This window comes from Vibrio sinaloensis (genome assembly GCF_000808535.1).
Taxonomy (GTDB): domain Bacteria; phylum Pseudomonadota; class Gammaproteobacteria; order Enterobacterales; family Vibrionaceae; genus Vibrio; species Vibrio sinaloensis_D.
Genome location: NZ_JWLV01000001.1, coordinates 715,878 through 737,191 on the forward strand (window position 1 = coordinate 715,878; position 21,314 = coordinate 737,191).

Annotated in this window: 23 protein-coding genes; 13 read left to right on the forward strand and 10 right to left on the reverse strand. The window is 45.9% G+C overall.

The genetic code is table 11. The annotated features are described in order from the left end of the window. Positions 1 to 26 precede the first annotated feature (26 nt). The gene (gene hutX, locus RJ47_RS03120) at positions 27 to 530 is read right to left on the reverse strand and encodes a heme utilization cystosolic carrier protein HutX (protein WP_039481299.1); all 504 of its coding nucleotides are present in this window, start codon (positions 528 to 530) and stop codon (positions 27 to 29) included. Between the two features lie 9 nt (positions 531 to 539). Further along, positions 540 to 1,913, reverse strand: a complete 1,374-nt coding sequence (hutW, locus tag RJ47_RS03125; RefSeq protein ID WP_038188317.1) for a heme anaerobic degradation radical SAM methyltransferase ChuW/HutW — start codon at positions 1,911 to 1,913, stop codon at positions 540 to 542. Positions 1,914 to 2,082: 169 nt separating this feature from the next. Between hutW and RJ47_RS03130 the strand changes: the two genes are divergently transcribed. The 7 genes from RJ47_RS03130 (at position 2,083) to RJ47_RS03160 (ending at position 7,475) form a co-directional block, all read left to right on the forward strand. Next, entirely contained in the window at positions 2,083 to 2,868 is a 786-nt protein-coding gene (locus RJ47_RS03130) for an energy transducer TonB (protein ID WP_039481301.1), read from the forward strand. 2 nt (positions 2,869 to 2,870) lie between these two features. Next, a complete protein-coding gene (locus RJ47_RS03135) occupies positions 2,871 to 3,575 on the forward strand; it encodes a MotA/TolQ/ExbB proton channel family protein (RefSeq protein ID WP_039481303.1) in 705 nt (234 codons plus the stop codon). Continuing rightward, positions 3,572 to 3,988, forward strand: coding sequence for an ExbD/TolR family protein (locus RJ47_RS03140; protein WP_039481306.1), 417 nt, complete (start codon positions 3,572 to 3,574; stop codon positions 3,986 to 3,988). Before RJ47_RS03135 ends, RJ47_RS03140 begins: the two co-directional genes overlap by 4 nt. Positions 3,989 to 3,995: 7 nt before the next feature. Beyond that, positions 3,996 to 4,832 (forward strand): heme/hemin ABC transporter substrate-binding protein, encoded by an 837-nt coding sequence (locus tag RJ47_RS03145; RefSeq protein ID WP_039481308.1) that lies wholly within the window; start codon positions 3,996 to 3,998, stop codon positions 4,830 to 4,832. Between the two features lie 12 nt (positions 4,833 to 4,844). Then, positions 4,845 to 5,882, forward strand: coding sequence for a FecCD family ABC transporter permease (locus RJ47_RS03150; RefSeq protein WP_039481311.1), 1,038 nt, complete (start codon positions 4,845 to 4,847; stop codon positions 5,880 to 5,882). Beyond that, positions 5,882 to 6,664: a heme ABC transporter ATP-binding protein gene (locus RJ47_RS03155; protein ID WP_039481313.1), complete on the forward strand. Its 783-nt coding sequence runs from the start codon at positions 5,882 to 5,884 to the stop codon at positions 6,662 to 6,664. The genes RJ47_RS03150 and RJ47_RS03155 overlap by 1 nt, the downstream gene beginning before the upstream one ends. Before the next feature lie 82 nt (positions 6,665 to 6,746). Further along, positions 6,747 to 7,475: a substrate-binding periplasmic protein gene (locus RJ47_RS03160; RefSeq protein WP_039481317.1), complete on the forward strand. Its 729-nt coding sequence runs from the start codon at positions 6,747 to 6,749 to the stop codon at positions 7,473 to 7,475. Between the two features lie 7 nt (positions 7,476 to 7,482). Here RJ47_RS03160 and RJ47_RS03165 read toward each other — a convergent pair whose 3' ends face one another. Continuing rightward, positions 7,483 to 8,316 (reverse strand): pyruvate, water dikinase regulatory protein, encoded by an 834-nt coding sequence (locus RJ47_RS03165; protein ID WP_038135183.1) that lies wholly within the window; start codon positions 8,314 to 8,316, stop codon positions 7,483 to 7,485. Between the two features lie 174 nt (positions 8,317 to 8,490). Between RJ47_RS03165 and ppsA the strand changes: the two genes are divergently transcribed. Continuing rightward, positions 8,491 to 10,860 (forward strand): phosphoenolpyruvate synthase, encoded by a 2,370-nt coding sequence (gene ppsA / locus RJ47_RS03170; RefSeq protein ID WP_039481320.1) that lies wholly within the window; start codon positions 8,491 to 8,493, stop codon positions 10,858 to 10,860. Positions 10,861 to 10,916: 56 nt separating this feature from the next. Here ppsA and RJ47_RS03175 read toward each other — a convergent pair whose 3' ends face one another. The 3 genes from RJ47_RS03175 to RJ47_RS03185 form a co-directional block, all read right to left on the reverse strand. Continuing rightward, positions 10,917 to 12,224: a peptidoglycan DD-metalloendopeptidase family protein gene (locus tag RJ47_RS03175; protein ID WP_081981466.1), complete on the reverse strand. Its 1,308-nt coding sequence runs from the start codon at positions 12,222 to 12,224 to the stop codon at positions 10,917 to 10,919. Positions 12,225 to 12,357: 133 nt separating this feature from the next. Beyond that, positions 12,358 to 12,657 carry an isoamylase early set domain-containing protein gene (locus tag RJ47_RS03180; protein ID WP_005470189.1) on the reverse strand — a complete coding sequence of 100 codons (300 nt, stop codon included), beginning with the start codon at positions 12,655 to 12,657 and terminating at the stop codon, positions 12,358 to 12,360. 80 nt (positions 12,658 to 12,737) lie between these two features. Continuing rightward, positions 12,738 to 13,355 carry a hypothetical protein gene (locus tag RJ47_RS03185; protein WP_039481323.1) on the reverse strand — a complete coding sequence of 206 codons (618 nt, stop codon included), beginning with the start codon at positions 13,353 to 13,355 and terminating at the stop codon, positions 12,738 to 12,740. A gap of 128 nt (positions 13,356 to 13,483) precedes the next feature. Between RJ47_RS03185 and RJ47_RS03190 the strand changes: the two genes are divergently transcribed. The 5 genes from RJ47_RS03190 to RJ47_RS03210 all read left to right on the forward strand — a co-directional run bounded on the left by RJ47_RS03190 (position 13,484) and on the right by RJ47_RS03210 (position 18,010). Next, positions 13,484 to 13,891 carry a GFA family protein gene (locus RJ47_RS03190; protein ID WP_039481325.1) on the forward strand — a complete coding sequence of 136 codons (408 nt, stop codon included), beginning with the start codon at positions 13,484 to 13,486 and terminating at the stop codon, positions 13,889 to 13,891. 102 nt (positions 13,892 to 13,993) lie between these two features. Continuing rightward, positions 13,994 to 14,674, forward strand: coding sequence for a YoaK family protein (locus RJ47_RS03195; RefSeq protein WP_038188295.1), 681 nt, complete (start codon positions 13,994 to 13,996; stop codon positions 14,672 to 14,674). Positions 14,675 to 14,896: 222 nt separating this feature from the next. Then, positions 14,897 to 16,267: a YjiH family protein gene (locus RJ47_RS03200; protein WP_039481328.1), complete on the forward strand. Its 1,371-nt coding sequence runs from the start codon at positions 14,897 to 14,899 to the stop codon at positions 16,265 to 16,267. Positions 16,268 to 16,458: 191 nt separating this feature from the next. After that, entirely contained in the window at positions 16,459 to 16,935 is a 477-nt protein-coding gene (locus RJ47_RS03205; RefSeq protein ID WP_039481331.1) for a molybdopterin-dependent oxidoreductase, read from the forward strand. Then, positions 16,925 to 18,010, forward strand: coding sequence for a GGDEF domain-containing protein (locus tag RJ47_RS03210; RefSeq protein ID WP_039481334.1), 1,086 nt, complete (start codon positions 16,925 to 16,927; stop codon positions 18,008 to 18,010). The genes RJ47_RS03205 and RJ47_RS03210 overlap by 11 nt, the downstream gene beginning before the upstream one ends. Positions 18,011 to 18,037: 27 nt before the next feature. Here RJ47_RS03210 and RJ47_RS03215 read toward each other — a convergent pair whose 3' ends face one another. The 4 genes from RJ47_RS03215 to RJ47_RS03230 form a co-directional block, all read right to left on the reverse strand. Further along, positions 18,038 to 18,484, reverse strand: coding sequence for a low molecular weight protein-tyrosine-phosphatase (locus RJ47_RS03215; protein ID WP_039481336.1), 447 nt, complete (start codon positions 18,482 to 18,484; stop codon positions 18,038 to 18,040). After that, entirely contained in the window at positions 18,477 to 19,907 is a 1,431-nt protein-coding gene (locus RJ47_RS03220; protein ID WP_039481339.1) for an O-antigen ligase family protein, read from the reverse strand. The genes RJ47_RS03215 and RJ47_RS03220 overlap by 8 nt, the downstream gene beginning before the upstream one ends. Positions 19,908 to 20,003: 96 nt before the next feature. Then, entirely contained in the window at positions 20,004 to 20,483 is a 480-nt protein-coding gene (locus RJ47_RS03225; protein WP_039481341.1) for a hypothetical protein, read from the reverse strand. Positions 20,484 to 20,635: 152 nt separating this feature from the next. Next, positions 20,636 to 21,301 carry a hypothetical protein gene (locus RJ47_RS03230; RefSeq protein WP_039481344.1) on the reverse strand — a complete coding sequence of 222 codons (666 nt, stop codon included), beginning with the start codon at positions 21,299 to 21,301 and terminating at the stop codon, positions 20,636 to 20,638. Positions 21,302 to 21,314 lie beyond the last annotated feature (13 nt).

The window sequence follows — 21,314 nt, forward strand, 5'->3', positions numbered from 1 at the left end:
CTCAGCTGTTTTTAATAATAATATGACTATTTTCTTAGCGCTTGTTGCCACTGCTTAAACTGCTCAACTTGCTCAGTGATCAGTTCGCGTTTTTCATTGCGCCCTAGGTAAATTTTGAAAATATTGTTTCCTTGAGAGCAAAAGAACCCAAAGTAGTGACTTTCTCGCCCCATGAATGGCTTGCTGACTAGCGCGATATTTTTCACGTTGTCCAGTTTGAGATGGCCATGCAACTCACCTTCACGTCCCATCAAGTTGTAATAGCCGCGTGCAACCTTTCCTTTTGGAAATGGCGCTTTGACTTCAAAAATAGACCCGAAAGAGTGAACGATCGTTGTCACTGGTCCAAAACCGACCAGTTGCTCAAGTATGGTTTGAGCTTGCTCCCCTGGCGCCAACGCCACCATTTCGTCAGGTAGCGCCTCAACGGCTTGGTATTCAGAGATGACTAAACGCTCAGCAATCGCAGCTGGGAGCAGTGTTGGCTCTTGCTCAATCAGTTGAGCCACTTGTTGTTTGATTGTTTCCATAATATCCACTTATAACGATACTGCGGGTTGTAAAGCAGTCTGTTCTTGGTAAGTTTTCTGTAATACTTGAATACTTGCTTGAGCGAGAGAGACCGCCCAAAAGCGGCCTGCAAGAGTCAATACCAAGTATTGTTCATCGACCGTAACAAGGCCGCGCTGCTGCCAAACCTCAAAAAGTGGTAACAGCAGATCAAAACTTGATTGACCAATAAATGCTGGCAGAGCATCTCGGCGCACTACGCCATGATCAAATCCGGACTTCAGTGCTGAAAACAGCGGCTCTAATGCGTGCTGCTTGGTCATCATGGCAACGGTTGAATCACCGGACTTCATGGCACTCATATACGTTTCGAGTGTGCGGTGGTTCATCATCCCGTACCCGCCAATATTGCCTCCAGCACCACAGCCAATTGGCAGCACTTCTGCATACGTTTTCGCGAGACTGTTGTATTGGCTTCGCTCTCTGTTATCCCGAGCCCAATGATTCACACTGAGTCGACGAAGGTGGTGTTGATCCATAAATTGGCTGCCCAACTCATACATACTCGCTTTTTCGATCGTGGTCGCTGGAGCCGGAATCTTGCCTTTATCGACCAAGTTGATCATCGGCGCGCCTCCACCTACAACCAACTGATACAAATCAAGCCCATGAGCGCCAGTCGCCATAAAGTCGATAAGATCTTGCTCGAAAACTTCCGCCGTTTGATAGGGCAAGCCATACAGCAGATCGACAATGATCGGCGCTTGCTGCGTCGCACTTAAAGACGCGACGCGCTCCATAACATCTTCTCGGTCGTCTAAACGTTTGGCACTTCGACGGACTTGCGTATTGAAGCTTTGAATACCAAAAGAGAAGCGGTTAAAACCACCTTCAAGGGCGCGTTCAAACATTTCATCGCTAAATCGATTGATACGCCCTTCTAGCGTGATTTCACAGTCGGTCGATAACGGAAAAGAACGCTGAATCGCTTTCCCTAAACGCTCAACCTGCTGAGGAGAAAGGTCAGTTGGCGTCCCGCCTCCAATATAGACAGCATGAAACACGCCGGTCTGAGTCCATGGTTGAGCGGCTTTTTGGTCAATCTCGACCATCAGAGCCTCAAAATAGTCATCGACCAGTTTTCGACTGGCCGCATTTTGAAAAAAGTTGCAGAACGTACAACGCACTCGACAAAAAGGAATGTGGATGTACAAGCAGCGCTTTTGATGCTTGGAACCGGGTTGTTGCAACAGGCGATTTAGAGTGTGCGCTTTTTGCTCAGGAGGAATTGGCGCCGCCATACCACCGGCATGTGCCGATGTTTTTTGAGGGAACGCATAACGGAGAGGATCAGGAGAGTTCACCCCCGTGATTGATTCGTCAAATTTATCAATATCTAACATCTAATAACTCTCTCAACGCTTGTCGTCCCTAGCTTCGCGTCGATGTTGTAAAAAACTGCGTGCAATCTTAAATTGGCGATAATGATAATGCAATTGATAATTGATCTTATTTGCGTTGTAAGTAATAATCCTGTTCCATTTTATGAGAACAACATGATGTGAGGGCAAGGTGAATCTGAAGCGATACTCGATAGCAGGAGGCGTATCATTAGCAATACATGCGGCGTTCCTGTTTGTCGCCCATGAATCAAAATCATTTGCGATGCCAACGGGATCAGATACACCCACTGTGTCTTTAAAATTTGCGCCGACACCTAGCCCTAAAGTCGAACAAGCTGCACCGTCTGAGCCTCAAGAAATGCCTCCTGTCGAAAAGGCTGTTGAGCCTCCGCCGCCTGTCGAACCTCCGCCAGTAAAGAAAGCGGTAGAGAAGGCACCAATCGAAAAGCCTAAAAAGGCGGTTAAAAAAGAAAAACCTAAACCGGTCAAAAAGAAGCCTGAAGTTAAAAAAGCGCCGCCTAAAAAGCCGACGCCGGTGAAAAAAGACACACCGAAAAAAGAACAGCCGAAACCGGTTGTTGAAGAAAAGGTGGCGAAGAAGGTTGAAGAGAACAAGCCAGCAAGCAAAGAAGTCAAGAGTGACGCGGCTTCTCGACCTGGTGCAACAGAAAACCCCGTTTTGATAGAGCGCCCTTCATTTTTGACGAAACCACGCGCACCCAAATACCCGCGCATTGCTCAAAAGCGCGGCATTGAGGGGGTCGCTAAGTACGAGATTTGGCTCGATGAAAATGGCAACCAAGTAAAACAAGTTCTTATTTCTTCATCGGGCGCAACCATACTCGATAAAGCAGCACTCGATGCAATCAAGAAGTGGAAATTTTCTCCTCATACTGTGGGCGGAAAAACGGTGGCACATCGAGTAGAAATCCCAGTACGTTTTAAGTTGGATTAACCATGGAACAATTACACACAATACAACAACTTGGCTTGATGGCATGGCCACTGATTATTTGTTCAGCACTTACTGTGATGATCATTACCGAGCGCCTCTTTCAAGTCATCATCAGTTTGGGCGTAGGCAAACGAGCGATACGCTCCGAACTTAAAACGATTTCACCGACCAACGGACAGGAGATCGAAAAGCTCGCAGAAAAACTCTCGCCAAGACGACCTCTGCTCTACAAAGGCGTGGCGATGCTTCTTGCTCACCACTCGTTTTCTAAATCTCTTCGTGAAGATGCGGCAGGTATGTGGTTGCAAGAGAAACGCCACCAGCTCAACTCTGGATTACGTCTGCTGACCTTGATCGGTGTGATCAGTCCACTCATCGGTCTGTTGGGCACGGTATTGGGCTTGATTGAGATGTTTAAAGGCGTAGCCGCATCCACTGGGAACATCACGCCTAATGATTTAGCCGATGGTTTAGGCTTGGCGATGCGTACTACTGCCGCAGGTTTGTTGATTGCTCTACCTGCCATCGCTGGCGCTCAGTTACTTGGCCTTTGGGCAGACAAAGTCATGGCGAAACTCGAACATACGCTCAATTACGTCAACCTTTGGCTTGAAGGCATTAGCTTGCAACATGTCTCCCCTGAGCGCGCCATTCATAATATTGAGAGTGCGCCTAAACAGATCCAGCCATCTGAGGCGAAAGCATGATTAAGGTCAAACAGGATGAAAACCGCTTCGGTCTCACCCCAGATCTGACCCCGTTGCTCGACATCATTTTCATTGTGATGGTGTTTTTGATGCTGACGGCCGCAGTGAAGTTGGATTCATTGGAAGTTGACTTACCCACGACCGACTCACAAGCCGTGTCTGAGGTGGATAGCAAATCTATTACAGTCAATTTGCTGGCTGAAGAACCGTACTGGGCAATCGACAGCAAAGAGTACATCGATTGGGAGAACTTCAAACTCGCGCTGCTCGAGCAATACAAATCAGATAAAAAACCAATCGTAATCGGTGCAGAGAAAACCGCCGATGTTCAGCATTTGGTCAAGTTGCTCGCCTTCCTGCAAGAGAATGGCATTCAAGCCACACAGTTATTGACAGAACAACCTGAAAACTGAGTTCATTATGAAAAAAAATATTCTTAAAACCGTCGCGGCTCTGAGCCTTACCTTTTGTGCGACCTATACGAACGCCAGTGAACGAATTATCAGCGCAGGCAGTGCGGTGACTGAAATCATTTTTGCTCTAGAGCAGCAAGACAAGTTGGTCGCAGTAGATGTTACCAGCGCACTACCTAAGGACCTTGAGCTGCCGAAAATTGGCTACCATCGCCGCTTATCGGCTGAGGGTCTGCTCGCTCTTGGCGCTAATCGATTGATTGGTTCTGATGAAATGGGGCCAGACACAACTCTAGCACAACTAAAATCGGCGGGCGTAAAAGTCGATGTGGTCAACACGAAAGCGACACCAACGGGTTTATTGGAACGCATTGATGAAATCGCACTCATTACTGGTGCCGAGCAACAAGCAGAAAAATTGAAGCGTCAAGTTAACCAGCAGATTGAAACGCTCGAGGCGAATCAACCTGAAGTGGGCGAAAAAGTTCTCTTCTTGCTGATCCACGAAGGTCGTCCGGCAAATGTGGCAGGCAAGGATACGACGCCCAATGCGATTATTGAGCTCGCAGGTGGCATCAATCCAGCCGCAGAGCAGCTCACCTCATACAAACCAATGTCGACGGAAGCCATGGTCGAGATGCAGCCTGATGTCATTTTAGTTAGCGGTCGTAGCTACGACAAAATGGGTGGCGCAGAGCAAATTCTTAGCAAGATGCCCCTCTTAGCAGCGACACCCGCAGGTAAAAACAAACGCATTATCAAAGTAGATGGACACGCGCTTGTCGGTGGACTAGGGCTCAAAAGTCTCTCTGAGGCAGAACGCTTAAGCAAGCTACTCAACTAGAGTCAATCGGATATGTTGTTACGTCGTCTTCCTCTTTCCGCTAGTCTGCTTATTTTTGCGCTTGCGCTCGGTATCACTGCTGTTAGTTCCGTTTCCGTCGGCCCGATGTCGATCAGCTTTATGGACAGTATGCGTGGTTTACTCAACCAAACCAACGAGTTAGCCCCGCACATCAACTTAGTTATTCACGAAATTCGTTTCCCAAGAACGCTACTCTGTATGTTAGTCGGGGCTATTCTCGCGGTCTGCGGCACCGTGATGCAAGGGCTGTTTCGCAACCCACTGGCTGAGCCGGGAATCATTGGGGTTTCAGCGGGGGCGTCGCTTGGCGCGGCCTTCGCTATCGTGATGTTTGCCGAACTTGCCTCTCAATACCCTCAGTTTATGACGTTGGCTGCGGTTCCGTTATTTGCATTTCTTGGCGGATCTATCACGACCTTGTTGGTGTACAAACTTGGAACGAGCAAAATGGGCACCTCGGTCACGATTATGTTACTGGCTGGGGTTGCGATCAGTGCGCTCTCTGGGGCGGGTATTGGCTACATGAACTTTATCGCCAGCGACCAGATGCTGCGCGATCTGAGCCTTTGGTCAATGGGCTCATTAGCGGGTGCAAACTGGAACAGTATCATCTTGTGTGCGGTGACACTCATCGCCCTGATGATCATATTTATGCGTAAATCGATGGCGCTCAATGCGTTGTTGCTCGGCGAAGCAGAAGCCAATCATTTGGGCATCCCTGTTCAGTCACTAAAGCGCCAACTGATTCTCTTGACGGCTATTGGCGTCGGTGTAACGGTGAGTGTCTCAGGTATGATCGGCTTCATTGGCCTTGTCATTCCTCACCTTGGCCGCATGCTATCAGGTCCAGACCATCGCTCTTTACTGCCGATTTCGGCGTTAATGGGCGCTCTGCTGTTAACTCTCGCCGATATGTATTCGCGTGTGGCGGTTGCGCCTGCAGAACTCCCTGTCGGCATTGTCACTGCGATCATTGGTGCTCCCTTCTTTATGTTCCTGCTATTTAAACAAAAAGGAAGAATCCTTTGATGAAAAACGTCGTTTTGTCTGGCCGTCATATCTCGATGAAGTTTGGCCAGCATTCCGTGCTTGACGATATTAATATTGATATTCATGCAGGAGAGGTGACTGCGCTCCTTGGCCCCAACGGCGCGGGGAAAAGTACGCTGCTGAAGCTGTTATGCGGCGAAATTCCTTCTACAAACCATATTGAGTACTTTGGTGAGCACAAGCAAGGTTGGGAACCAAAACAGCTTGCACGTCATTTAGGGATGCTGCCTCAGCATAGTACCTTGAGCTTCCCGTTCTTAGCTCACGAGGTTGTCGAGCTGGGTGCAATTCCACTGGATGTACCCAATCAGGAATGTAAGACCCTTGCTCAAAGATACATGCAAATGACGGAAGTGGCACACCTCGCTGACCGACTCTACCCTTCGTTGTCGGGTGGAGAAAAGCAGCGTTTGCACCTTGCGCGTGTCTTGGTTCAATTGGACAAGTCAGAAGGACAGAAGATTCTCATGCTGGATGAGCCGACGTCTGCTCTGGATCTCGCTCATCAACACAACACCTTGAAGATCGCCCGTGACTTGGCCGATAAAGAGCAGACTGCGGTAGTCGTGGTATTGCATGATCTTAATCTTGCCGCTCAATACTCCGACCGTATCGTTCTGCTTCACAAGGGAAAATTAGTCACTGATGCGGCGCCATGGCAAGCGCTGACTCCAGAAAATATAGAAAAAGTCTACGGATACCGTTCGATAGTTGCTAAACACCCATCGCTGAACTTCCCAGTGGTCTATCCCGCTCATTAACTCGCGGTCATCTAAAGTTGGTGGACGCCGTACCGCCCTTGTCTATACTCAAACAGGAGACAGAGCAAGGGAGTTGTTCAGAATGAAAAATGGTTGGCTGCAAAGCTGGGTTGTGATGTTACTTGGGTTTGCTTTCCAGGCACACGCTAACTTAGATGGCGAGCATCCGACACTTCAAGTGTGTGGTGACGCCATTGACTGGCCACCTTACACCTACATTGATGGTGACGTCGTAAAAGGAAGGGATATCGACATACTCGACGAACTGCTTTCGGAACTAGGGTATGGTTTCGATATCACCATGACGTCTTGGAGTCGCTGCCTCAAAGGAACAAAAGATGGCGACTATCAAATTGCTGTCAGCGCTTCCTACAGTGAGGAACGGGCACAAGACTATCTCTACACAACTTGGTATTACGATATTACACCTTACTATCTGTACTCGACCAAACGCTTCCCGAATGGCTTGGATATCACATCTGTGTACGACTTAGAGCCATACATCGTGTGCGGCATTCACGGTTACAACTACTCTGATTTTAAACTCGACAATGTGAATCAATTCTCGGTCAGTATTTTTGAGGCCGTTACCGAACTCCACAATCTCAACTGCGATGTGTTTATCTCATGGCACGAAATTCTTGATGGCATGAATAACGTGTGGGGCATCAACTATGTTCAGGAGGACATTGTTGCAATGCCGATCCCAGATATGGAAAAACATAAGTTCTACATGCTGATATCCAAACATTTTCCCGATGCGGTGGCACTTCAAGAAGCCCTCAGCCGAGCCATGGTCAGATATCAGTAAGTTTCAATCACAGCAGTCGGCGACGTAGTCCTGCTTTTTCTAAGATTCGCGTCGAGATCTCCTCCACCGAAAGTGAACTGGTGTTGATGTAGGGGATCGCTTCTCTGCGAAACAGCGCTTCGACACTCGCCAGCTCAGTTAAGCATTGCTCCGTACTCGCATAATCACTGCCCGCCAAACGGTTCTCTCGGATCTCAGTGAGGCGCTCTGGATTGATGGTTAAACCAAAAAGCTTATGGCGATGAATTTCGAACTCAGGAAGCAAGCGTAAGCGCTTTATGTCTTCCTCGATAAATGGGTAGTTCACGACACGCAAGCCAAACTGCATCGCCATGTACAAACTGGTGGGTGTTTTGCCACTGCGCGACACCCCAAGCAGAATGATATCGGCTTGCTCCAAGCCTTTGAGCGTGATTCCATCATCGTGCGCCAAGGTGTATTCAATGGCGGCAATTCGGTCAAAGTAGGTGTCCGAGTCTTTGCCTACACTTCGCGAACGCTGCAATTTGGGCTTAGGTTTGAGCTGAATGTCGTCTTGCACTTTTTGAACGATGCTTTCGAGTACGTCATAACAGTATGCAGGCGCATCCAACAGTGATTGACGAATCTCAGGAATCACAATAGAGAAAAACACCAACGGCTTCACGCCGTTTTGACGGTAGGAAATGTCGATCTCTTTAAGTAAGTCCGACAATTTGTCTTCACTTTCTACGAATGGAAAGGTTTTTTCATTCGCTCTAAACGGAAATTGTCCCAGAACAACATGCCCTAAGGTTTCACATGTTATGGCCGTTCCATCAGAAACATAGAACACATCACGACTTTGACTATCAATTTGCATGTTTTATTTAAACTTTAAAATTCTTTTGAGTAGGATGGTAACCATAATATCGATAATAAAACCCGGCTGACTATTATGTTCCCCACAGCTTTGAAAATTTGTTAAGAATTTTTTTAAGCCAATACGTAATCGTTTGCCTCTTCCCTACAAGCTGCAATGTTTCTGGAGAAAGACATGCAAAAGAACACCCTCTGGTTCAATAGCCTATCCATGGATGATGTTGATAAGGTCGGCGGTAAGAACGCTTCACTTGGTGAGATGGTCTCTAATCTTTCCAATGCTGGTGTATCAGTACCCAACGGCTTTGCAACCACATCGTTCGCTTTCAATCAATTCCTTGATTATGAAGGCTTGGATGAGCGTATCCATCAATTACTTGATGAATTGGACGTTGATGATGTTGAAGCCCTGCGCAAGACAGGTGCCACCATTCGTCAATGGGTTTTAGAAGCCCCCTTCCCTGCGGATCTCGAACAAGACATCCGTGATAACTATCAAGAGCTGACCGACAACCACCCTGAGGTGTCTGTTGCCGTCCGCTCATCAGCGACCGCCGAAGACCTTCCAGACGCATCGTTTGCTGGTCAACAGGAAACCTTCCTCAACGTAAAAGGCATCGATGCTGTTTTGGAAGCAACCAAACACGTCTATGCGTCGTTGTTCAACGACCGTGCAATCTCATATCGAGTACACCAAGGGTTTGACCACCGTGGCATCGCACTGTCTGCGGGCATTCAGCGTATGGTTCGTTCAGATAAAGCGTCATCGGGCGTCATGTTCACACTCGATACAGAGTCTGGCTTCGACCAAGTGGTGTTCATCACCTCTTCTTGGGGCTTAGGTGAAATGGTGGTTCAAGGTGCAGTTAACCCTGATGAATTCTACGTTCACAAGCCAATGCTAGAAGCAGGTCAACACCCAATTGTTAAAAAGACTTTCGGCTCTAAGCAGATCAAAATGATCTACTCAAACAGCCAAGAGATCGGCAAACAAGTGGAAATCATCGACACCTCGGTTGAAGAGCGCAACGCCTTCTCTCTAAACGATGACGAGATCAAAGAGCTAGCAAAACAAGCGATGATCATCGAGAAGCATTACCAGCGTCCGATGGATATTGAGTGGGCGAAAGATGGCATTGACGGTAACCTCTACATCGTACAGGCACGCCCAGAGACAGTCTGCTCTCAAAGCGAGCAAAACGTGATTGAGCGTTACGAGCTCAGCAACAAAGCGGATGTACTGGTCGAAGGCCGTGCAATCGGTCAACGCATTGGTAAAGGTCCAGTGCGTTTGGTGGATTCTCTGGACCAAATGTCACTGGTTCAAGATGGTGACGTGCTAGTCACAGATATGACTGACCCAGACTGGGAGCCGGTCATGAAAAAAGCGTCTGCGATTGTTACTAACCGTGGCGGGCGTACTTGTCACGCAGCAATCATCGCACGTGAGCTTGGCATTCCTGCAATCGTAGGTTGTGGTGACGCCACCAGCAAGCTAACCGACGGTGAAACCGTGACCGTTTCATGTTCTGAAGGTGAAACAGGCTACGTTTACCAAGGCGAGCTGGATTTCGAAATCAAACGCTCTGCGGTCGATGAGCTTCCCCTGCTACCAACCAAAGTGATGATGAACGTGGGTAACCCAGACCGCGCATTCGACTTCGCTCAGATTCCAAATGAAGGTGTCGGTCTTGCGCGTCTTGAATTCATTATCAACAAGATGATTGGTATTCATCCGAAAGCTTTGCTTAACTTCGATGCGCAAAGTGATGAGCTAAAAGCTGAAATCACCGAGCGTATTCGTGGTTACAAAGATCCAATCGATTTCTACGTGAGCAAGCTAACCGAAGGCATTGCGACCATCGCGTCTGCTTTCTGGCCAAAACGCGTTATCGTGCGTATGTCTGATTTTAAATCCAACGAGTACAGCAACTTGGTCGGCGGTCAAGATTACGAACCACATGAAGAGAACCCTATGCTGGGCTTCCGTGGTGCCTCTCGCTACATTTCACCTGTGTTTGAAGACTGTTTCGAACTAGAAACTCAGGCAATCAAACGCGTACGAAATGAAATGGGGCTGAAGAACGTTGAAGTGATGATCCCATTCGTGCGTACACCAAGCGAAGCAGCATCGGTTATCGACCTTCTGGCAAAATTCGATCTGCGCCGTGGCGATCAAGGTCTTAAAGTCATCATGATGTGTGAACTGCCTTCAAACGCGGTGCTTGCTGATGAGTTCTTGAAGTACTTTGATGGTTTCTCAATCGGTTCGAATGACATGACGCAGCTGACGCTGGGTCTTGATCGCGACTCTGGTGACGTTGCCCATCTCTTTGATGAGCGCAACCCAGCCGTAAAAGCGATGCTTAAAATGGCGATTGATGCTGCGACAAAAGCAGGAAAGTACGTGGGTATCTGTGGTCAAGGGCCATCGGACCATGAAGACCTTGCCGAGTGGTTAATGGCGCAAGGAATCAGCTCGGTATCTCTCAATCCAGATACAGTGATCGACACTTGGCTCAAACTGGGTAAAGTCAGCCAGTAGTGACCACTAAAAAGTAGAAAGGCGGCTAACATAGCCGCCTTTTTTCTGTCTCTCAATTAACCCGCTTGGTTAGAATCGCTTACGTTGGCAAGCGATCTTTCTTGCTCTTTGAGCATGGCATTTAGCTCATCACGACGCTGTTTAAAGGCTGCCATTTCTTTCTTGGGTACAGAGCTCGCCATCGGAATGTTTGCCTTCATCGCGTTAACTGCTCGCCCGCGATCAAGCAATTCATAGTGTATATGCGGTCCCGTCACTCGCCCTGTCGCACCTGACAGCCCAATGCGTTGACCTCGAGACACTTTCTGCCCTTTACGAACAAGAATCTTACTCAAATGCAAATAACGTGTTTTGTATCGGCTGCCATGTTGAATCACAACATAATTACCCGCGTAGGGGTGCTTGCGAGTCATGATGACCACACCATCCCCTGTCGACACAATTGGTGTTCCGGTTGGCGTTGCCCAGTCGGTACCATTGTGCGGCGAGACGCGCCCAGTAACCGGATGTTTACGATGCGGATTGAAATGCGAGCTCAAACGGTATCGGCCATTGACAGGCTTACGTTGAAACGCGCGCTGCAAACTTTCTCCGTTTTTGTCGTAATACTGTCCATCAGTGTGGAGATAAGCCGTCAGCTCTCTGCCGCGATTCACAATCTTCACCGCTTGAAGCTCACGATTACCGGTAAAGACGCCATCGACAAACTGTTTTGATTGAACCACTTCGAACTTGTCACCCGCACGCAGATCTCTTGAGAAGTTAATTTTCTCTTTTAGCAGGCTTACCACCTGATTGATCTCATTGCTACTCAACCCCAGCGAATAGGCAGACTGGGAAAAACTGCCTTTAATGTCACCAACTAGGGCGAATGAGCCCCACTGTCCTGGAATTTTGACATCTTCAAAACTGTAACTGCCGTCGTCAAGGCGTGTATAAACGGCGCTCTCAACCAGGCTAAACTCTAGTTCCATTTTCTCGAGGATGGAATCATGCTCCCCTTTCCAAAAACGCAACACGTTGCCAGGCTTTAAAGTGTCTAACGCGAGATAGTTCAAGTCGGTCGCCATCACATTCATCAACTGGCTATAGCCAAAACCGAGTTGGTCAAAAATCGTGCTTAAGTTGTCGCCTGGCTGAACGGTGTATTCATAGTCAGGAAGGTCGACAATCTCTTGCTCGGTTTGAAGAATATCGGAAACAATTTGCGACTCTGGAATGGAAAGATCAATTGTACGAGTGAGTGAGTTGCTGTCATTGAATGAAGATGCAACGACAATAGCCAAAATTGGCAGACTGAGAAGTGACCACTTCTTTCTTTTCGAAAGCTCACTTAGGCGAGTATTAATTATTTTCGCACTCACAACTGTACCCTTTGCTACTCTATGAAAGCGCTAAGAGTACGAATTTATGCGTGCCTTGTCACCCATCGAATGTCAAAGTTAGATCAATAAGAGGTGCTCGAAAGCACCTCTTTACGTTGTTTCACTGTTTAGGCTACTGATAAGTGGTAATTAAGCCGTTATCCTCACCAAATCCATTGGGCTTATATTGATCAGCATGGGGGTCATTCACCCATTTCTCGTTATCAACGAGATAGCGAAATTCAAACTCGCTGCCCTTTGGTAGCCGAGTCTTAAATTTGTATGACTTCGACTTGACGACTTTTTTCATTTCAGCAGGTTGCCAGCCGAGAAAATCGGCAACAATCGATGCCGTCTTGCCTACCTCTGAAGCGGGCAACTCAAAGGTCACTTCCACTTCATCCTTGGTTTTAAAATAGCGCTTATTGATCATCTTTCACTCCCTTAACAACAAACAATAAAATAAAGGCTATTTCAAACAATAAGCAACCTTGGTCATATTTACAACTTGATTTAATCCGCTGGCTGAAATTTACCTTTATTTGATAAGGCAAAAACTCGATGGTTTGACGCTGTTGGCACTTGAGCCATCGACTGATCGACGCCGTGAGATAAGTACTCAAAACGTATGTTTTCTTGCTCAAGTGTGATGGATTGAAGCACCACTCGATCCCCCAACAGTTCACTATCTCTAAGGACCATACGCTTTAGCGTTCTGTCGTAGTAGAAGTACGCGGCATACGTGAACACCCCGCTCCCTTGATTCGAAACCGTCAAAGCAGATACATAATCGGTTGCAGAAAGTTGAGTTAACCATTGAATGTTTATTGAAACCGAGCCACGCTCCGCCCCTGCATCGTAATTTCCCGAAGCAACTTGATTGGCCTCATCGTACTGGTTGATAAAACTAAACGCATGGGTATTTGGCACCTCAACCGTCCATGGATTTGGCGTAGACAAGTCAAAAATGGCTTTTAGGATCGGATCCGCCGCTTGCTGCTGGCTTGGAAACTTAGCCAAAATCTCTTCATCGCTCAAACTGAAGCGATAGATGCCCGCAACAGCCACAATGATAAGCATAACGATAGGTATCAATAAGATAAGTGGAATGGGGAGACGTCGCTTTTTCATTTTGCTCTCTTTCAGCTCTTAAAGGTGAGTCATGTTACATTACGCGCCCTTCACATTTGACTGATTCTCACTAACTAACCTAAAAATAGTGACATGAGTAGTAGAAACTGGCGGGGATTGGAGAATTCATGAAGAGCGACAAAGTGATTCGAACCGCAGAATGCAGCTGTGGACAAGTTTTTCTCACCTGTAATGGCGACCCAGAAAGAACATCCATTTGTCACTGCTTCGAATGCCAAAAGCGAACAGGTAGCGTATTCGGTGTTCAAGCTCGCTTTAAGAAGGGGCAATTGAAATACAGTGGAGAAATGGCGAGCTATGTGCGTATCGCCGATTCGGGCAATCAGGTTCACTACTACTTCTGTCCGAAGTGCAGTACCACCATGTTGCTCACATTGTCGTCATGTCCGGATGATTGGGTAGTGCCTGTTGGTGTTTTTCATCAGCAGGATTTACCTTTACCCAGTTTTTCAGTTTATGAGGAACGACAACATCAGTGGGTAAAATTTGACTGCCAGATGGAACACTGCCAATAGCGTTTGGTTTTAAGCCGATATGTTGTGCAAGATCAATGGATACTGCTGTTGCTGACTGCCACGTAGATCTATAATCAGCGCCTAGTTTCAAGAGGCAGAACTGTGATATCTAAGTTACCAAAATGGGTAGAATATGGAGCATTTCTACTTGCACTACTCGCTGGTGTTGTCAATGCAATAGGATTGCTCGGATTCCAACACCAAGCCGTCTCCCATATTTCTGGAACGGTAACACTACTCGGTACCAGTATCGAGGCGTTTGACAGCCAAACGTTTCACCTGTTTATGGTCCTGTTTAGCTTTCTACTTGGCGCGACGCTTAGCGGACTTTTCATAGAGTCGACCGCACTCAAACTCGGACGTCGCTATGGCGTCGCACTCTGCATAGAAAGCGCGCTACTACTCATCGCCTACTGGATGCTAAAAGAAGGTCACATTAGCGGCCAATACTTTGCCTCTGCCGCATGTGGATTACAAAATGCAATGATTACCACCTTCAGTGGTGCTGTGGTCCGTACCACACACATGACTGGAATCATTACCGACCTCGGCATTATGATCGGCGCACGTTTACGCGGCGAGTATTTTGACTATCGCAAAGCTAAGCTGTTCTTGTTTATCTTTTCGGGCTTCCTGTCCGGGGGCATAGTAGGGGCCAAACTCTTTTCCGTATATGCGATATCGGCGCTACTGGCCCCGATCGCTTTCGCGCTACTTCTCGCGTTTAGCTACTGGGGTTACTTGTGGTTAAAACGCACACAAGAAGATCGAAATCACAAATAACATCAAAAACCAAATTTATTAACAATAACATTACAAAAATCCATTATCATGCTCCATAGCAAAACTATAAGTTGAATATTTAACGATGATTAATGAATAGTATTGCAAGGAAAATAAAAAGGCGCTAACCTTGCGCCTAATTGACCGAATATGGATGTTTAGTGAATATATATGCCAGATTGACTGGCTATACTATTGACTAGTAGTAACTCGAGAAATGTAATGTCAGATAATACTCAAACCATTAATCAGCCTAAACCTAAAGGCAACTTTTGGATGTTTTTCATCCCTTCAATCATTGGCTTATTCCTGTTCATGGCGCCTATTAGCTACCAAGGGGATATCACTATCCCGGTCGCAGTATTGGCAAAGAGCATTCAAGCCCTATTTGGAGACTACCTTGTTGGGATGATCACAAGCATCATCGTCTTCATGGCAACGGCATCCTTGCTATGCCGCATCAAAAATCCATCATTCATCGCTAACAACACATTTTTAAACGGCTTGTTTAACCCATCTCCACTTTGGCTAGCGGTTCGAGTGATTGGTGGCCTAGCAGTTGCGATGACTTACTTCCAGTTTGGTCCTAAAGCCATTTGGGAGGAAAACACTGGCGGCTTGGTGTTAGAGGGGCTCCTTCCAACGTTATTTTCAGTCTTTATTTTCGCAGGCCTATTGCTTCCTCTATTGCTCAACTTCGGTCTGTTGGAGCTGTTTGGTACGCTCCTCAGCAAGGTAATGCGACCACTTTTCAACTTGCCAGGACGTAGCGCTATTGACTGTATGGCTTCTTGGCTGGGCGATGGCTCTGTGGGTATTCTACTTACCAGTAAGCAGTATGAAGGCAAGTTTTACACGCAGCGTGAAGCCGCTGTTGTGGGTACAACTTTCTCTGCCGTATCAATTACGTTTAGCTTGGTTGTGATCGCGCAGGTAGAACTGGAACACCTATTCTTACCGTTTTACGGCGCTATTTGTTTAGCGGGTTTTGTTGCAGCTGTAATTATCCCAAGGCTGCCGCCACTGAGCCGCAAGAAAGATACATTTATTGATGGCACGAGACCCAACGCTGAAGCAGATGCGATTCCTGAAGGTCACTCGACATTTTCTTGGGGTATGGAACTCGCGCTGAAAAAATCTAGCCAAGTAACATCCGTGAAAAGTGTTTTCGGCGAAGGTGTGCGTAATGCCGTTGATATGGTGTTTGGCGTGCTTCCAGTCGTGATGGGCTTGGGTACTATTGCACTTGTCATTGCCGAATACACATCCGTATTCGCTTTCTTAGGCCAACCATTCGTTCCGTTTTTAGAGCTGTTACAAATCCCGGAAGCCGCAGCTGCATCTGAAACGATTGTAGTCGGTTTTGCGGATATGTTTATCCCTGCCATTTTGGCAGCCTCTATCGACAACGAGATGACACGCTTCGTGATTGCGGCAATGTCTGTTACCCAGTTAATTTACATGTCTGAAGTGGGTGCACTGCTTCTGGGCAGTAAGATCCCAGTGAACATTTTCGAACTGTTTGCGATCTTTATTCTCCGCACGCTGATTACTCTCCCAGTTATCGCGGGCGTCGCCCACCTCATTTTCTAACATGAGCGAATCACCTTCGATTAGCCCCTCCTTGTGAGGGGCTCTTTGTAGCAAAATCAAAACAGATTTCATTCTGTCTAGGTAACATTGGATTTGTACTACAAACTAGAAAAAGCGAAGCGACCACTATTAACTCGACTTATACTTAATGATATAACGGTTAATTAAGGACAATCTCACCCGGAGGGACTATGGCGAAGCTGTTTGGCTTATTTTTTCTCATTGCTAGCTTTCAAGTTATGGGCTCTCAACTTGTTATTCGCGTTCCAGAGAAAAGCCCCGTCACTCTTACTCATCAGCAAATTGAATCTAATTTTGAGCCGGTTACGTTCCAGACTAAACTCCCGTGGTTCGAAGGTAGTAGGTCGTTTACGGGCTTCAAGATCACTTCGCTGTTGGACTACCTACGCATCACCGATGCGTTTTCTTTGTCGTTTATCGCCCTGAATGACTATGCTGCCTCATCTCGAGTTGAAGACATTCTGCAATATGATCCCATCATTGCCTATGAGATGAACGGCAAGAAAATGAAAGTAAGGAATAAAGGCCCTTACTGGCTGATCTTCAACCTATCTCGCCATCCAGAAATCGATAACGCCTCTTTCCATTCGCAGATGGTGTGGCAAATCGATGAAATCATGATACATAGACGAACTCATGATCAATAACCCGAGCAGCACGCACATATCTCCCCTACTTTCTCGAGCCAAGTTTTTGTTGCTCGTACTATCCGTTGTTTTGATTGTTGCCAATCTCTATCTACTCACCGCAACTCGGCATTTGGCAGATTCGTACTCTGCAAGGCAAAATCAAGCAACCTGGTTTTTGTTTCAGCTCACCAAAGAGTTTTCTGAACTGAGTGCAATCACGCCATTTTCACCACAAAGCCCAGAGTATCAAAACCAGACCTTATTGAAATATGAGCTGACTTGGAGTCGCTTCGATTTGCTCCTCAACAGCAAAGAAGCCGATAGCTTTATTCGCCTACCAGGAGCGAAAAGTTTCTTTGAAACGCTATTTACTAACTTTAAACAGCTTGAGCCAGAGCTGGATCTGATTGATCACCCATACTACGCAGACAAGGTTGGCCAACGTATTTCAAATTTGTACATGTCGATGATCCAATACATCAACACAAACTTCCGGATTCAGAGCCCACTTTATCAAGAACAAATGAAGCAAGCGGAAATGCTGCACCATGCTCAAGTCGCACTCCTGATATTGCTGATTATCTCTGCCACTCTCGCAGGTTACATTATCCATTTAGAGGCTAAGCATCATCGCGCGCTTTCTCTTACAGATTCGTTAACAAAAATAAGAAATAGGCTCGCACTGTTTAATGACCTCAACAAACATTTATTAGAACAAAAACGCTTTACCATTTATCTGTTGGACCTCAATGGATTCAAACAAGTCAACGATAAACACGGTCATCAAGCGGGAGATAAAGTATTAAGAGAAGTAGCGGGACGTTTACAACAGCTCAGATTACCTTGCTATCGAATTGGAGGAGACGAGTTCGCTTTACTCGACTTCAGTGGTACGAAGAGTGATATTTTGCTTGCTCGGATACACAGCTGTTTTGGGCAGAAAATATCCATTGATCGCGATAAAGAAGCGTTGTTAACAACAAGTATAGGTATCGCAACCTATCCACAAGACGCGATACAAATCAACCAATTGATCTCTATCGCAGACAGCGAGATGTATCGGATGAAATTTGAGGAAAAGCAAGCATTGTAAGATCGATATGATTAGTCAAACCAACGCTTATTTACTCAACCGTTTAGACCAACTTAGACATGCCTTTTCCAACAGCTCGTAACTTTGTCTGAATGCGTCTATGTCCTTACCGATGGGATCTTCTATCTCGCCGGCACCAATCCATTGGCCTAACAGCAAAGCCTTAGCTCGAGCGCCACGACCTAATTGAGCCACTTGTTCCAAATGCTCATGTGTCATCACCAATATCAGGTCGCAGTCGTCAATAAGCTCACTTGTCAGCTGTTTTGCCTTATGATTTGAGAGGTCCAGCCCGTTCTCTTTCGCGACTACTCGAGAATTGTTAACGGCAGGGTGAGCGGACAAATCATGGTGATCCACAAGAACGCCAGCTGAATCAATAGAAATATTGGGTAACAGACGACTGAGCAATACCTGAGCTAAAGGAGAACGGCAGATATTCCCCGAACAGACAACAAGCACTCGTTTAAACATCAGGTGACACCTTCACTTTGTTGGTGTATTTGGAAGAGTCTGTCACTTTAACTGGCAGACTTCCAACCGCGGGCAACACTGCCGTAGCATTGGCGAGGAAAAGAACGAGAATAAAAGTCGCTGCATTTGCCATTGGCTGCAAGTTGAAATCAACACTTATATGAATCAACATACCGATAATTGCCATCATACAACCGAGAGCCACTCCCTTCATCGTTTTACTATGCCTACTCCGGATGGTATTGAAAGTTCGCCACAACGAATACAGCACAATTGAACCCAAAAGCAAAGTGGCGGGAATCCCCGCTTCTACCATAAATTGAACATAATCATTATGGGCATGATCGTAAAAGCCGATATCTGCTCTAGAGTACATTGGAAATATCGTATAAAAGCTAGCCATACCTGTTCCGGTAAACGGAAAGTCTCGGATAATATCCAATGACCATATGACGACCTGATCACGCGACTCAGAATCGAGTGAAGTTTCAACTAATCGTTGCTTCACTTTATCTAAACCAAACAAAGCACCAACGACGATTGTATCGATAGCAATCACGCTCCCTACCAGAGCAACAAGAGCTTTGGGTTTATGCTTATAGAACAGCAAAGCAATCATTCCGCCAATTGTTGTGGCAGCAAAAAAGGCAGTATTTCCCATTCGAGAGCGTGTCATCACCAAAGCGATAACCATTATAACAAGGCACAAACGAAGCAGCATTTTATCGCTAAGTAAGCCTTCAATAAGACGCTTAACAAAGACAAACTTTGAACCGGATTCAGTAGTATGAAGCTGTGAGATGATCAGCCCTAATCCTAGGCAGAGAGACATCATCAAATAGTTTGCTAGATGATTCTTATAGACAAACGAGCCTGTGGCGATTCCATTTTGGCGATAACCAAAGACTGGGCTTTCAACCACGTTAAGTAAAACCATCATTGCAGCATAAAACGCTTGTATGGTGCCACTAATCACTATAGCAACAACAACTGTTTTTAACCTTCGACTCGAGTTAACCAAAAAAATGGCATTGAACACCAACAATGTGTAGGTAAGGCCTTTAAACAAAGAGACGAGTGACATTCTCGAATCTAACGAAATGAAGCCTGTTGGAGCCTCAACCAATTGGTATATCTCGGAACTTTTGGGCGAAACTAAACTAAGAATTGACCAATCTAAAGGAACAGTTTGAAGGAAGACCCAGAATTGAAAAGCGACTAAGCCACACACTAGAAGCCCGTAGTGTTTTATATGCTCAAATGGCAAATTTCCTTTGTAGGAGGCAATTAATAGTAGGGATTGTAGTGCGACCCACATTTCGGCAATAGCCCATGCCCAATCGCGATTACTGCCTAAGGGGATAGGTAGCCAAACAATCAATGCGATAAGAGAATAAAAAGTAAACTTCTCAAGTTTATTCATTTAATGGGGATCCGGAAACGTACTAATGGTGGAAAAGCAGTAGAAGAATAGTGAGACAAAAATTAAAGCCCAGCGGGCGCTGGGCTTTATGGAATACTAGTTAGGAGAGACTACACCCTCACCACCGCCTCCATTACTACCAACAGCAGGTGCTGAAGGAGGAGCAATAGTTGTGATAGTCTCAGCTGCATTCGTAGCAGCGGTCTCAATACCTGCTGCTGTTGCCTCTGCGATCTGAGTCGGGTCAATACCAGATAGAAGTGCCGCAGTAGTAATGATCTCGTTACTAATACCAGCGTCACGAGCAAACTGAGCTATTTCTTCTGCACGATCTGGAGCGACAGCAAAAGCGGCTTCAATCGCAACTTGAGGATCCACATTTTCGCTATTTAGCAACAAAGCTAAAATATTGAGCACAAAATCTGGGTTTTCTTGATAAACAGACTGCATAACTTCGCTGCTTGGCGTCTCGCCTAGTTGAGCTTCAATTGTCTTCAATGGTTGAGCTGTTTCAGCTAATACACCTGATGACCATAGCAAGGCAGTTAAGCTGAAAATAGTAATAGGAGTTTTCATGAGTCTTCCTTGGGTCCTCTAACCCTGTGATCTTTAGATGGATTAAACCGATTATATACACACATGGTAACAAAAACGTTCTCATTTATGAGAAATATCGTCGTTTTTTGCAAGCGAAAAGTAAAGAAACAATTCCTAAACAGCAGGGGGGATTACAGAGAAGGGGGACACTCGCTGATATTAACATCATTGAACACTAATATATTACAAATGCGCTGTTTTCCACGAGAGTTGTGAATCATTTTATCTAACTGAGAACGATAGCCCCAATTATTAGTCAACTCCAATAGCTGTCTTGCAGCATCAATCTGCTCCTTTCTCGAACGCTCATCCCAACTGGAAAAAACATAGTTTACATTTAGCATTTTGGTTGGAGGATAACTTGGTCCAAACTTGTTTGCTAATAATCTGTATTTTTCGAAATATACATTGTCTTTATTAAACATGTATATTTTTGATAACTCTACATAAGAGTTTGGCCACGTAGGGCGAATTGATATACTAAGCTTAAAATACCTCTCGCTAGTTTCATATAACTCTCCTTTAGGGTTAATATACTGCTGCCAAAGCGAAGCTAAACCAGCTAATTCTAATTCGTATCCACTATTTCTTTTCTTGGCTAATACACTATCGAGCATTAATAAAGCATTGTTCAGGTCAGTAGTAGATGGCTGATCATAATTAGCCAATCGTTCTATTATGGTTCTAGAACTATTCAACTTTAAGCTAGTAGATATTTCAATTGAAGAATTTACAATCAATAATAATGAACAAGCTAGAAAAAAAAAAGTAATAGAAACTTTGTATTTTACTTTCATTCAATTATTACCA